At 74.3% G+C, this 14,286-nt stretch carries 4 protein-coding genes; 2 read left to right on the top strand and 2 right to left on the bottom strand.

Going from position 1 to position 14,286, the window contains the following annotated elements; genetic code table 11:
* Window positions 1-25: 25 nt before the first annotated feature.
* Window positions 26-1,045, top strand: a complete 1,020-nt coding sequence (locus tag DQ384_RS02120) for a LacI family DNA-binding transcriptional regulator (protein WP_114026914.1) — start codon at window positions 26-28, stop codon at window positions 1,043-1,045.
* Between the two features lie 56 nt (window positions 1,046-1,101).
* Here the strand turns inward: DQ384_RS02120 and DQ384_RS02115 are convergent, their stop codons facing one another.
* Both DQ384_RS02115 and DQ384_RS02110 read right to left on the bottom strand, forming a co-directional pair.
* Window positions 1,102-6,987: a non-ribosomal peptide synthetase/MFS transporter gene (locus DQ384_RS02115; RefSeq protein ID WP_114026913.1), complete on the bottom strand. Its 5,886-nt coding sequence runs from the start codon at window positions 6,985-6,987 to the stop codon at window positions 1,102-1,104.
* Complete coding sequence (locus DQ384_RS02110) at window positions 6,984-13,577, bottom strand: non-ribosomal peptide synthetase (RefSeq protein WP_114026912.1); 6,594 nt, start codon at window positions 13,575-13,577, stop codon at window positions 6,984-6,986. The genes DQ384_RS02115 and DQ384_RS02110 overlap by 4 nt, the downstream gene beginning before the upstream one ends.
* Before the next feature lie 385 nt (window positions 13,578-13,962).
* On the opposite strand from DQ384_RS02110, the gene DQ384_RS02105 reads away from it, so the two are divergent.
* Complete coding sequence (locus DQ384_RS02105) at window positions 13,963-14,286, top strand: phosphopantetheine-binding protein (RefSeq protein ID WP_147268605.1); 324 nt, start codon at window positions 13,963-13,965, stop codon at window positions 14,284-14,286.

Here is a 14,286-nt window from a genome sequence, read left to right as displayed (position 1 = left end):
CTAACGTCAGGAGGGGGCACTTTCCATGAACGGGGACCGCCGCTCGGGAGCGCGACCGACCCTAGAGGCCGTCGCCGCTCGCGCCGGGGTCGGCCGCGGCACGGTCTCGCGCGTCATCAACGGCTCGCCGAAGGTCAGCGAGAAGGCGCGCGAAGCCGTGCAACAGGCCATCGACGAACTCGGCTACGTGCCCAACCGGGCGGCGCGCACCCTGGTCACCAGGCGCACCGACACGATCGCCCTGGTCGTGTCGGAGTCGGAGCACCGCATCTTCGACGAGCCCTTCTTCGCGGGCATCATCCGCGGCATCGGCTCGGCGCTGTCGGAGACCGGGCTCCAGCTCATCCTCACCATGGCCCAGTCGCGCAACCAGCACGACCGGCTGGAGCTGTATCTGACCGGCCAGCACGTCGACGGCGTGCTGCTGATCTCGCTGCACGGGGCGGACCCGCTGCCGGGCCGGCTGGAGGAGATGGGCGTGCCCACCGTCCTCGGCGGCCGGCCGGTCGGGTTCACCCCGTACAGCTACGTCGACGTGGACAACCGGGCGGGCGCCCGGCAGGCGGTCAAGTACCTGCTCGGCAAGGGACGGCGGCGCATCGCCACCATCGCCGGCACGCAGGACATGGGCGTGGGCGTCGACCGCCTCGCGGGCTACCGCGACGCGCTGCTGGCCACGGGCATGCCCGAGCTGGTCGCCTACGGTGACTTCCTGGAGCCCAGCGGCGTGAACGCGATGGAGCGGCTGCTGGAGCAGCACCCCACGCTGGACGCTGTGTTCGCCGCCTCCGACGCCATGGCGATCGGCGCGATGCGGGTGCTGAAGGAGCACGGCAGGGCGATCCCGGACGACGTCGCGGTGATCGGCTTCGACGACTCGGCCATCGCGGCGCAGACCGTCCCGCCGCTGACCAGCGTGCACCAGCCCACCGAGGACATGGGGCGGCAGATGGCGCAGTTGCTGGTCGCGCGCATCAACGGCGAGCGGCTGGAGCAGCCGGTCGTGATCCTCGACACGCATCTGGTCGAGCGCGGCTCGGCCTGAGAGCCGCGCCGCGGCCCGAACGCCCTGAGGCCCGTTCCCCGGCGAGGGGGCGGGCCTCACGTCATACCGGCGTGGCCTCCCGTGGCGGCGGCGGTAATGCCCGTTCCCGCGCGGTCGCGCAGGGCCTGCACGCCGACCAGGTCGTCCGGCAGCGCGTCCGGGACGGTGTCGTCGAAGCGGGCCAGGGTCTTCACGCGCATCGCCACCAGCGCCGTCACGGCCATGGCGAGGGCGAAGCAGACGTACATGAAGCCGATGCCGCGCCCCGGCCCCGTGCCGATCAGCGTGCCCACGGTGCCGGCGAGCGGGCCGTCGTGGGCCAGCAGCGGCTCGAACACCGCCGTGCCGTACGGGGCCACGAGGCCGAAGCCGATGGGCAGCGTGGACCAGGCGACCAGCGTGTTCAGGGCGATCACCCGCCCGTGGAAGCGCTGCGGCACCTTGACCTGGATGATCGTGGCGTAGACGCCGTTGAGGAGGGTCAGCCACAACGACATCCCGAACGCCCCGATCCCGATCACGACGAGATCGTCGCGCAGGCCCGTGACCAGGCAGAACACCGCCAGGGCGAGGGTCGCGAGCAGCACGCCGCGCAGGCGCCTCCCTCGCGGCCCGCCCCAGACGGTCATGGCCAGGCCCCCGAGGAACACCCCGAGCCCGCCCGCGAAGGCCACCCGCCCGACGTCGGCCAGCGTGCCGGACGACAGCACCAGCGGCGAGATCATCAGGAACAGCGGGGACAGGAAGATGTTCAGCACGGCGAAGAACAGCAGCATGGAGCGGAACGACCGGTCGCCCCACGAGTGGCGGAAGCCGTTCACCATCTCGGTCACCACGGACTCGCGCCGCTTCCACGCCATCGAGGACGGGAACCTGACCAGCGCCACGCTGAGGATCGCGGCCGCGTAGCTCGCCACGTCGATCACCAGGATGCCGGAGAGGCCGATCGTGGCCATCAGCCCGGCGGCGACCAGCGGGACGACGAGCTGGGCGGTGCCGACGGCCATCTGCACCACGCCGTTCGCGTGGCCGAGGTAGCGCTTGGGCACGAGCTGCGGGATCGCGGAGCCGAACGCCACCCGCTGGAAGGTGAGCGAGACGGACAGGAGCACCAGCAGCGGGTAGATGTGCCAGATCTGGAGGTTGCCGGTCCACAGGAGCGCGCCGAGGACCAGCTGGGTGCAGCCCGCGCCGACGTCTCCGGCCAGCATCACGCGGCGGCGGTCCGACCTGTCCACGATGGCGCCGGCCAGCGGGGAGACCAGCATGCCGGGGACCAGGCCGAGCACGGCGAACAGGGCGAAGCTGACCAGCGACCCGGTGGTGACGTAGATCCAGATCGGGATCGCGAACTCCGTCAGCGCCGACCCGGTGATCGACAGGAGCTGCCCGGCGGCCACGACCCCGAACCGCCGCATGCTGGGCCGGGGCCCGCCGCCGGTCTCCGGGGTGCCCCACACGGTGCCCGCCGCTTCGGTGGCGGCCGGATGGAGGGGGGCTTTGTCGGGAGTCGCCGTGTCGAGGCCGGCCTTGTCGGGGGTGGCTTCGTCGTGGACGGCCTCAGCGGAGGCGGCCGGGGAGGTGTCGTGGAGCCACCAGGTGGAGTCCTCGCGGCGGAGGTACGGCCCGGTACGGCCGGTCGCGACGGCCGGGTGGACCTCGGTGAGGATCCTCGCCAGCTCCCGCGCCCGATATTTCATGAAGAAGTGGCCCGCCTCGTCCAGCACCACCAGGGCCGCCGCGTCCGACACGCAGTGCCATTCGCGGAAGCGCTCCTGGTAGAACTCGGTGGCGGGATCCCGCTCGCCCACGACGGCGACCACGGGAGCCCGGAACGGCGGCGTGCGCTCCTCGAAGAGCCGGCCGAAGTACCTCTCCGCCTCGCGCGTCCCCTGCCGCCGGTTGCGGATGATGAGCCTCAGCTGCTCCGGGTCGACCCGCTCGACGTCCATGCCCGCCGCCGTGAGCGCGTTGGCCATGACCTGGTCGCTGCGCAGGCGCTCCAGCGCGTCCGACACGCGGGACATGAACCCCTTCGGGCGGGCGAACGGGAAGATGCCCCCGAGGTACACCGCGTCGACCGTGCGCCCCGCGGCCTCCAGGCGGCGCACGATCTCCACCGCCAGCATCACGCCGAGCCCGCAGTGCCCGTACACGACCAGCGGGCCGTCCGTCACCGTGGCGAGGACCTCCTCGACGCATCCGGCCGCCACCTCGTCGACCGGACGCGACGACTCCCCCAGCTCGTGCCCGGGGACCGCGATCGAGTACAGCGCCCACTCCTTCGGCAGGGCGTCCGCGAGGTCCTTGTAGATGACCGCGCTCCCCCCGCCGTACGGCGCACAGACCAGGCTCGCGGTCGTGCGCCGTACGGGGGTGAGCCGGTGCAGCAGCTTGCGGGGACCGTCGTCGCCGAGCTCCATGAGGCGGGCGAGCGCGCGCACCGTGGAATGCTTGAACAGGTCCATGATCGTGACGGGGTGGCCGTCCGTGCCGGTCATGGAGCGGAGCCGCGCGATCACCTGCATCGCGAGCAGCGAGTGTCCCCCGAGGTCGAAGAAGTCGTCCAGCGCGCCGACGCGGCCCAGCCCGAGCACCTTCGCCCAGACCTCCGCGACCGCCTCCTCCAAGGGGGTCTCCGGCGGGACGTACCCCGCCCCCTCGCCGGGCCGCTCGTCGTCCGGCTCGGGAAGGGCCGCGCGGTCGACCTTGCCGTGGGACTTGAGCGGCACCGCGTCCAGCCAGACGTAGCGGGCCGGGACCATGTAGTCGGGCAGCCGCTCGCGGATCCACGCCCGCAGCTCGCCCGCGCCCGGCCGGGCGTCCGCTGCCTGGTCCGTCTCCGCCTCCACGTCCTCGGCCGCGTCACGTCCCGCGTCCGGAGTCTCACCCGCTCGCGCGCCGGACGCGGGCTCGGCGGCGACCAGGTAGCCGACCAGGCCCCGGTCGCGCAGGTCGACAACGGCGTGGGCGACGGCCGGGTGCTCCTGGAGCAGGGTCTCGATCTCGCCCAGCTCGACCCGGTAGCCGCGCACCTTGACCTGGAGGTCGCGGCGGCCGAGGAACTGGAGGTCGCCGTCCGGCAGCCACCGGCCGAGGTCGCCGGTGCGGTACATGCGCGCGCCGGGTCCGCCGTAGGGGTCGGGCAGGAAGCGTTCGGCGGTCAGCGCGGGCCGGCCGAGGTACCCGCGGGCGAGCCGCTCGCCGCCGAGGTAGATCTCCCCCGGCACGCCCACCGGGGCCGGACGCAGGTTCTCGTCCAGCACGTACGCGCGGGCGCCGGGCAGCGGCCTGCCGATCGGCAGGGCGGGCGCCACGTCCGGGGCCGCCGGGTCCACGCGCAGGGTGGTGACGCCGACCGTGGCCTCGGTGGGGCCGTAGTGGTTGACCACGGCGCACCTGCCCAGGGCCGCCAGTTCCTTGGCCCACGCCCACGGGGAGGCCTCGCCGCCGAGCACCAGTAGCCGCCGGGGCAGCAGTTCCTCCGGGGTCGCCTCGGCCAGCAGCGCGGCGAGGTGGGACGGGGTGATCTTCAGGTAGTCGATGCCGGTCCGGGCGAAGTGGCGGGCGAGGTCCGGCGCGGCCGTGCGGGACGGGATGAGGTGCAGGGTGCCGCCCGTCATCAGCGACAGGTAGAAGACGGTCACGCCGAAGTCGAAGGCCAGCGACTGGAGGAGCGCGAACGACCCGCCGGGCTCGAACCCGGCGTCGGCCGGCCCGCCGTTCCGGGGGCCGGCGGACGCGGCGTGGCGCATGTCCGCGGCGAAGCGGTCGCGCACGCCGGACAGGTAGAGCAGCACCTCCCGGTGCTGGACGGCGACGCCCTTGGGCTTGCCGGTGGTGCCGGAGGTGTAGATGACGTAGGCCAGGTCGCGGCCCGTCACGGCGGTCTCCACGGGACCGGGGTCCACACCGTCGAGCACCCCCGTGTCCAGGCACACGGTGGTGAGCCGGCCCTCGGCCGGAGCGCTCGGCCCCGCAGCGGAACGGGTGAAGGGTCTGGGCAGGACGGGCACAGATCCGCTGGACGCCGCGGACGTCGTGGAGGCAGTGTCGGCGGAATCGAGGGAGGGTGGGGGCGCCGTGAGGGGGGTGGAGTGGATGGGTGGGTTCGCGGGGGTGGTTCTGGGGGAGGTGGGGATGGGTTGTAGGTGGTCGGTCAGGTTCGTGGTGGTGATGGCGACGCGTACGCCCGCGTCGGCCAGGGCGTACGCCAGGCGCTCCTCGGGGTGCTCCGGGTCGAGAGGGACGTAGGCGCCGCCCGCCTTGAGCACGCCGACGACGGCGACGGCCAGCTCGGTGGACTGCTCCAGGCAGAGGGCGACCCGCTCACCGGGGCCCACGCCGAGGCCCACCAGGTGCCGGGCCAGCCGGTTGGAGCGCGCGTCCAGCTCGGCGTAGGTGAGCGAGGTCTCGCCGTGCACGACGGCGGTGGCGGCGGGGGTGCGCCCCGCCTGGCCGGTGACGAGCTCGTGCAGGAGCTCGCACGGAGGAGGTGCGGGGGCCGGGGAGGCGGCGAACTCCAGGGCCTGGCCGTAGGGAAGCTCGACGCGCGAGACGCGGGCGCCGGGGTCGGCGACGACCGCGCGGAGCAGGCTCTCGAAGTGGCCGGCCATCCGGGCGACGGTCTCCGGCAGGAACAAGGCCGTATTAAAGGTGAAATTTCCCCACAAGCCGCCATCGGGGGTCTCGTTCACGTACAGCGCCAGGTCGAAGCGCGTCACGTTCGTCTCGAACGGGAAACCCGTCATCGTGAAGCCCGGCGGCTCCGGCGCCCTGCCGTCCTTCCCCCGGTAGTTCTGCAGCGCGAAGAGCACCTGGAAGACCGGCGAGCGGCTGACGTCCCGCTCGACCGCCAGCTCGTTCACGAGCTGGTCGAAGGGCAGTTCCTGGTGGGCGTAGGCGTCCAGTGCCGTCTCACGGCAGCGGCCCAGCAGCTCCGCGAACGTCGGGTCGCCCGAGAGGTCGGCGCGCAGCGGCAGCGTGTTCACGAACACGCCCACCACCGGCTCCAGCTCCGGCAGCCCGCGCCCGCTGATCGGCGACCCGACCGCGAAGTCCGTCGCTCCCGAGTAGCGCGCGAGCAGCACCTGGAAGGCGGCCATCAGGGTCATGTACGGCGTGGCCCCGTGCGCGTCCCCGAGCCGGACGATCGACGACGCCAGCCCGGCGTCCAGCGGGAAACCGTGCGCGGCGCCGTCGAACACCTGGGTCGCCGGTCGCGGCAGGTCCGCGGGCAGCTCCAGCGGGGACAGGCCGGCGAGCCGCCCCTTCCAGTAGGCGACGTCGCGCGCGTAGGCGGGGGTGCCCATGCGCGCGCGCTGCCAGATCGCGTAGTCGCCGTACTGGACCGCGAGCGGGGGCAGCGCGGGCGCGCGCCCGGACCTGTGGTCGTCGTGCAGCGTGAGGATCTCGCGGATCAGGATGTCGCAGGACGAGCCGTCGGTCACGGCGTGGTGCATGGTCAGCAGCAGCACGTGGTCGCGCGGGCCGAGCCGTACGACAAGCGCCCGCAGCAGGGGGCCTTCCGCGAGGTCGAACGGGCGGACGATCTCCTCGTGGACCAGCGCGCGGGCGCCGTCCTCGCCGTCGGCCTCCGTGACGCGAAGGGAGATCCGGGGCTCGGCGTCCACGACCACCTCCGGCCGCCCGTCGCCGGTGGTGACGAACCTGGTACGCAGGCTCTCGTGGCGGGCCGTGACGCCGGTGAGGGCAAGGCGCAGGCAGTCCTCGTCCAGCTCGCCGGTGAGCCGCACGGAGAAGGGCACGACGTACGCCGCCGTGCCGGGCACGTACTGCTCCAGGAACCAGAACCGCTCCTGGGCGTGCGAGAGCGGCGGGGCGGTGCCCTCGGGGCGCGCGGCGATCGTCGTCACCGCCGCACGCCTGCGAAGCCGCTGGGCCAGCAGAGCCTGCTTGGCCGACGACAGATCCGCGGTCACAGCCCCTCCATCGAGTCGGGCGCGGTTTCGAGCAGGCGGAGGGCCTCCTCGTCGGAGAGGCCCTCCAGTTCCTCCAGGAGGAGCTCCTCCAGCGCGGCGGCCAGCTCGGCCACCGTGCGGCGGGCGAAGATCGTGCGGATCGGCATGTCGACCTCGACGTCGGCCCGCAGGCGGGCCGTCACCCGCACGGCGAGCAGCGAGTGCCCGCCGAGGTGGAAGAAGTCGTCCAGCGCGCCGACCCGCTCCAGGTCGAGCACCTCGGCCCAGATGTCGGCGACCAGCCGCTCGGCGTCGGTCCTGGGCTCCACGAACCGCGTCTCGCGCTCGCGCTCGACGTCGGGCAGGGCCCTGCGGTCCACCTTGCCGCCGGTCGTCAGCGGCAGGCGGTCGAGGCGCGTCCAGAGGCCGGGCACCATGTGCGGCGGCAGGGTCTCGGCCGCGTGCCGCCGCAGGTCGTCGAACGACGCGGAGCCGGTGACGAAGGCCACGAGCGTGTCGTCGCGGACCACGACGGCGGCCTCGCCCACGCCGGGATGGGCCAGCAGCCGCGCCTCGACCTCGCCCGGCTCGACGCGGTAGCCGCGCACCTTGACCTGGGCGTCCAGGCGGCCGAGGAACTCCAGCCGCCCGTCGGCCCGTACGCGGGCGCGGTCGCCCGTGCGGTACAACCGCGATCCGGGCGGCCCGAACGGGTCCGGGACGAACCGCTCGGCGGTCAGGCCGGGCCGGGCCAGGTATCCCCGGGCGACGCCCGCGCCGCCGACGCACAGCTCGCCGGGCACGCCGGGCGGGACGATCGCGCCCCGTGGGTCCAGGACGTGGACGCTCGTCTCGGCGATCGGCCACCCGAGCGGAGGCCGCGCGCCGCCGTCGTCGTCCAGGTCCGTGGCGGTGGCGATGATCGTCGTCTCGGTCGGGCCGTAGGTGTTGACCAGCCGGACCCGGTCGCCGAACCGGGCGCGCCACCGCGCCACGGCGGCCCCGTGGACCTGCTCGCCGCCGAGGATCACCAGGCGGAGCGACTCGGGCCACCGGATCTCGTCGATCAGGTCCACGAGCCGGTGCCAGTAGGCGGTGGGCAGGTCGAGCACGGTGACACCGGACGACACGGGCGGCGCGGACGACCCGGACGACCCGGGCGGCGCGGGCGGCGCGGAGGACGCGGCCAGGTGGTCGGGCAGGGACGCGCCGCCGTCGGGCAGCATGACCACGGTCGCCCCGGCGGCCAGGGCCGGGAAGATCTCCTCGGCGTGGGTGTCGAAGCTGAGCGAGGCGAACTGGACGACCCGGTCGCCGGGGCCGAGCTCGTAGGCGTCCCGCATCCACCGGACCCGCGCCGCGAGCCCGCCGTGCTCCACCACCACGCCCTTCGGCGCCCCGGTCGACCCGGAGGTGTAGATGACGTACGCGGCCGAGCCCCCGAGGGTCCCGCCCGCGCCCGGCGCGCCGGTCAGGGCCGGATCGCCGTCGCGGACGGCCGCGCCGCCGTCGCCCGCCGCTCCGGTCCGTCCCGCGCCCGCCGGCTCCCCCGCCACGCCTCCAACGGCCGGCCCGCCGGTGCCGATGGCCCGTCCGGCGGCGTCCACCTCGACGGTCGCCACGGCGGGGAGCCGCGTCCGGTGCGCCTGGTCGGTGACGACCAGCGTGACGCCCGCGTCACGGACCAGGGCCGCGAGCCGCTCGGCGGGGTACTCGGGGTCGAGGGGAAGATAGGCCGCGCCCGCGTGCCAGGCCGCCAGCAGGGCGACCACGGTGCCGGGCGAGCGTCCGAGGCACACGCCGACGAGGTCGTGGCCGCGCAGCGGCGAAGCCAGGCGGCGGGCGCGTTCGACCAGTTCGGCGTAGGTGGTCCTCTCGCCGCCGCACTCCACCGCGACCGCGCCGGGGGTGCGGCGGGCCGCGTCGGCGATCAGCTCGGGAACGGCGGGGGACGCGCTCGCGAGGCCGGCCACCGGCGCGCCCGTGTGGCCGGCCACCGGCGCGTCCCCGAGGCCGGTCGCCCGTGCGTCCGCGCGGCCGGTCACCGGCGCGTCGCCGAGGCGGGGACCGCCGCCGAGCCGGGTCAGCAGGGCGTCGTCGGCGGCGGTGCGCATCGGAAGGGCCGAGACGGGCAGTCCCGGGCCGGTCACGACGCCCGCGAGCAGGACGGCCAGCCGCCCGGCGAGGTTCTCGATCGTCGCGGCGTCGAACAGGTCCGCGTCGTAGCCGAACAGCAGCGTCAGGTCGCCCTCGCCCCGCCAGGCCTCCAGCATGACGTCGTACTTGGCGTGGTCGCCGCCCGCGTCGAAGGGCTCGGACGGCAGGCCGTCGAACGGCCGGGAGGCGAGGGTCTCCTGGCTGTGCAGGATCAGCATGGTCTGGAAGAGCGGCGTCCTGCCGGTGTCGCGCTCCACGCCGAGGGCGGCCAGCAGCCGCTCGAACGGGATCTCCTGGTGGGTGTGGGCGTCCAGGACGGTCCGCCGCACCCGGCCGAGCAACTCGGCGAAGGTGACGTCCCCCGCGAGGTCGGCCCGCAGGACCAGCGTGTTGGTCAGGTAGCCGACGACCCGCTCCAGCTCGACGCGGTCGCGTCCCGCCGTGGGCGACCCGACGGCGAAGTCGTCCTGGCCGCTGTGGCGCGACAGCAGTACCTGGTAGGCGGCCAGCAGCACCATGAACAGCGTGGCGCCGTGTTCCCTGCCGGTCCGCTCCAGCGCGGCGGCGAGGTCGCCCGGCAGCACCAGGCGGTGGGAGCCGCTACGGCGCGCGCCGGTCGCGGGGCGCGGCCGGTCGGCGGGCAGGTCGAGCGCGGGCAGCGTGCGCAGCCGCTCGCGCCAGTACGCCAGGGCGGCGTCGTGCTCGTCGTGCCCGTCGCTGTGGTCGTCGCGCAGGCGCCGCCAGTAGGCCACGTCGCCCGGCTGGAGGGTCTGCGGGGGCAGGTCCGGGGGCAGCCCGCGCCGCGCCGCGCCGTACAGGGCCGCCAGGTCGTCGAGAAGGATGGTGAGCGACCAGCCGTCGGCGGCGATGTGGTGGGAGACGACGCAGACGACGTGGTCCACCGGCGACAGGCTCACGAGCGTGGCGCGGAACGGGGGCGCGGCGGCGAGGTCGAAGGGGGCGTTGACGCGGTCGGCCACCAGCCGCCGCGCCTCGTCCTCGTCGGCGGCGACGGCCCGCTCGAACCGCGTCGGCGAGGCGGGCTCGACGACGGCCAGCGGCGTGCCCTCGTCGTGCGGGTAGCGGGTCCGCAGTCCTTCGTGGCGCGCGGTGAGCCCCGCGAGGGCGTCGTCCAGCGCTCCGGCGTCGAGCGGGCCGTGGACGCGGCGGACCAGGTAGACGTTGAACGACGTGTCCGCCGGGTCGAAGCGGTGCAGGAACCACAGCCGTTCCTGGGCGGCCGACAGCGGGACCGCCGCCCCCTCGGGTCTCGGCCCGTACGGCGCGGCGCTCGCGTCGGCCCGTTCGGCGACGGCGGCGAGCCCGGCCACGGTCGGGTGCGTGAACAGCTCGCGCACGGGGACGCGCACGCCCAGCGTGCCGGCCAGGCGCGCGACGACCTTGGTGGCCAGCAGCGAGTGACCGCCGAGGGCGAAGAAGTCGTCGTCGGCCCCGATCCCCCGCTCATGCCCGAGCACCTCGGCGAAGACGGCCGCGACGCGGCGCTCGGCCGGGCTCTCGGGCGGGCGGCCCGCGGCGCGGGCGCGGGGCTCGGGGGCGGGCAGCGCCTTGCGGTCCAGCTTGCCGTTGGGGGTCAGCGGGAAGGCGTCCATGGGGACGTAGACCGAGGGCAGCATGTAGGCGGGGAGGCGGTCGGCCAGCGCGGCGGCGTCCGCCCGCCCGATCACGTAGGCGACGAGCGTCTCGCGGTGCACCGCCACCACGGCCTGGCGGACGCCGGGCTGGGCGGCCAGGGCCGTCTCGATCTCGCCGAGCTCGATGCGGTGCCCGCGCAGCTTGACCTGGTCGTCGGAGCGTCCGAGGAACTCCAGCGTGCCGTCGTGGCGCCGGCGCACGGTGTCGCCGGTGCGGTACAGGCGGCCGCCCGGCGGGCCGTACGGGTCGGGGACGAATTTCCTCGCGGTCAGCTCCGGCCGGCCCAGGTATCCCTCCGCCACCCCGATGCCGCCGATGGCCAGCTCGCCCGGCACGCCGGCGGGCAGGCGCCGCAGGCCGGCGTCCACCACATGGACCCGGGTGCCGGCGATCGGGCGGCCGATGGAGACGTGGCCGGGCCGTTCGGGCACCTCCCAGGCGGTGGACCAGATGGTGGTCTCGGTGGGGCCGTACATGTTCCACAGCCGCCGGACCCGGGACCGCAGCTCCTGTGCGAGCGGCAGGGGAAGTGCCTCCCCGCCCGCCAGGGCGGTCACGTCCGGGCCGGTGAAGCCGGCGTCCAGCAGGACGCGCCATCCCGACGGGGTGAGCTGCGCGTGGGTCACCCCGCTCGCCTCGATCATCCCGGCGAGGGCCGCGCCGTCCAGGGCGATGGCGGGGGGCGCGACGGCCACCCGGCCCCCGGTGGTCAGCGGCAGGTACATCTCCAGGCCGCTGATGTCGAAGGACGGCGAGGTCACGGCCAGCCAGACGTCCGAGGGGCCCGGGGCGAGCAGCTCGGACATCGCCGCCAGGAAACCGGACAGGGCCCGGTGCGACACCACCACGCCCTTGGGCCGGCCGGTCGAGCCGGAGGTGTAGAGCACGTACGCGGGGTCCTCCGGTCGCGCGGGCTCTGCCGGGGGCGCGTCCTCCGCCGCCTTGCGGGGTTCCTCCTGGACGGTGGCCCGGACCTCGGGCGGCGGGTCCCCGCGGTGCGGACCGCCGAGCGGGTCCGGCGAGCCGGCGCGGTCCAGCGGCTCCAGAGAGACGATCTTCGCCTGGACCGGCGGGAGGCGGTCCAGCAGGCCCGCCTGGGCCAGGACGATCGTGGCGCCGGAGTCCCGGAGCACCATGGCGATCCGCTCGGCGGGGTGGTCCGGGTCCAGGGGAACATAGGCGGCTCCGGCCGTCAGCGTGCCGAGGAAGCCGGCGATCGTCTCCACGGACCGCTCCGCGAACACCGCGACCAGCGTGCCGCGCCCCGCGCCCTCCGCGCGCAACCGCCCGGCCACGCGGGACGCGGCCGCCCGCAGCCCGGCGTAGGTCACCTCCACCGGCCCCTGCGTCACGGCGACCGCGTCCGGCGTGCGCGCGGCGGCGGTCGCGAACGTCTCGACCAGCGTCGGCAGGGCCCGTGCCCGCGTGCCGGCCGGGTCACCGTGGCCCGGCGGAAGGTCCCCGCCCACGTCGGCGGCCACGTCGTTCCCGACTGCGGCGAACAGCGCCGACAGCCTCGCGCCGGGGTCGGCGACGGCGCCGGCGAGGAGGGACAGCAGGGCGGAGGCGTAGCCGGCGACGGTGCCCCGCTCGAACAGGTCGGTGTTGTAGGTGAAGACCAGCCGCCGCTCGTCCCCCTCGCCGAAGACGTCCACCACCAGGTCGTGGTGGACCTGGTGGTATCCGGCGTCGAGGACCTCGGCCCGCACGCCGGGCAGGTCCAGACGCGTCTCCCCCATGTCGTGGAGGACGAGCATCGTCTGGAACAGCGGCGCGCGGCTGAGGTCGCGCTCGACGCCCAGCTCGGTCAGCAGCAGCTCGAACGGGACGTCCTGGTGCCGGTGGACGCCGACCGCGGCGGCCCGGGTGCGCTGGAGCAGCTCGCCGAACGCGGGGTCGCCGGACAGGTCACCGCGGAAGACCAGGGTTCCGGCGAAGTAGCCGACGAGGGTCTCGTACTCCAGCCGGTCGCGCCCGCCGATCGCCGAGCCCACGCACAGGTCGTCCTGCCCGCTGTACCGGGCGAGGAGCGCCTGGTAGGCGGCCATGAGCACCATGAAGCTCGTGCAGCGCTCGGACGCGGCGAGCCTCCGCACGCCGTCCATCAGGCCGGGCGGGAGCGGGACGACCAGGGTGGCGCCGTTGGTGGTGGCGACCGCCGGGCGGGGACGGTCGGTGGGCAGGTCGAGCGGCGGCGCGCCCGCGAGCCGGTCCCTCCAGTAGCCCGACGACGCGCCGCGCGTGCCGCCGTCGTCGCGCGCGCGCTGGGAGCGGGCGAAGTCGGCGAAGCGCGCGGGCAGGGGCGGCAGCGGCGACGGCTTCCCCTCCGTGAACGCCGCGTACAGCCGGGAGACCTCGGCGAGGAGCAGCTTCAGCGACCACCCGTCGCAGACGATGTGGTGGACGACCAGGCACAGGACGTGCTCGCCGGGGCCGAGCCGGGCGACGTGCGCGCGGATCAACGGCCCGGCCGCCAGGTCGAACGGGCGGTTCGTCCGCTCGGCGAGGTATCCGGGCACCTCCGCGGCGTCCAGCTCGCGGAACTCCAGCGCGAACGGCGCGGGAGCGGCGATTTCCTGGACGGGCCCGCCGTCGCGCGCGGGGAAGCGCGCGCGCAGCGGTTCGTGCCGCGCGACCACCTCCGTGAGGGCGCTTTCGAGCACGCGCGCGTCGAGCGGCCCGCTCAGGCGCACCGCCGTGAAGAGGTGATGTGAGGAGTCCCCCGGGCGGAGCTGGTCGAGGAACCACAGGCGTTCCTGGCCGAACGAGAGGGGGATGATTTCGGTCGGCTCACGCATGATTACCTCTGCCGGACTAGGCGGATAAAAGGGCTCTTGTCCGTCTTGTCCACTTTGACAAGCGTGCGTTCAAAGCGAGCAGCAGATAAGGCATGGCGGGAACGCTCCGACGGACCGTCAGGCTAGGGATTGCCGCCTCGCGGCGTCAAGATGTCCTGAATGTTTCACAAGACTCGGCGTTTCCGCCCACCATATTCCGTGGTCAACCATATGTCCGTTATATCTGTAAAGATAATAGTTCTTGACACTGTTTCGCTCACGTCCCTAAGGTTCGGGAGCGCTCCAGCAGCGCTCCCTCACGACCCCCTGTGCCGGACGCGCCGACGACGCATGCGCTCCTGCCGGGCAGGTCCGGAACAAGCCGAGGCATCATGTGGAGGGCCGGGTGACACTCACGGAGACCGCGGTCGCCGCGATGTGGGCCGAGCTGCTGGGCGTCACGCCCGGCTCGGTGGACGACGACTTCTTCGAGCTGGGCGGTCAGTCGCTGACGATGGTGAGGTTCCTCGCCCGCGTGCAGGAGACCTACGGGGTCGAGCTTCCGATCGACCGGCTGTTCGGGGGCGACTTCACCGTCGCCGAGGCCGCCAAGGCCATCGACCACGGACGCCTGGAGGCCGCCGACGACACCGAGATCGCCGCGCTCATGGCCGAGCTGGACGGCATGTCGGACGAGGACGTGCTCGCCCTCTTCGCCGAGGAAGACTGA

The sequence above is a fragment of the Sphaerisporangium album genome (assembly GCF_003323745.1).
GTDB lineage: Bacteria > Actinomycetota > Actinomycetes > Streptosporangiales > Streptosporangiaceae > Sphaerisporangium > Sphaerisporangium album.
This window is presented reverse-complemented; position numbering and strand designations above follow the sequence as displayed.

Excerpts from the sequence above, each read along its gene's own strand:
- DQ384_RS02120 (WP_114026914.1), top strand. The coding sequence starts at position 26 with ATGAACGGGGACCGCCGCTCGGGAGCGCGACCGACCCTAGAGGCCGTC.
- DQ384_RS02110 (WP_114026912.1), bottom strand. The coding sequence starts at position 13,577 with ATGCGTGAGCCGACCGAAATCATCCCCCTCTCGTTCGGCCAGGAACGC.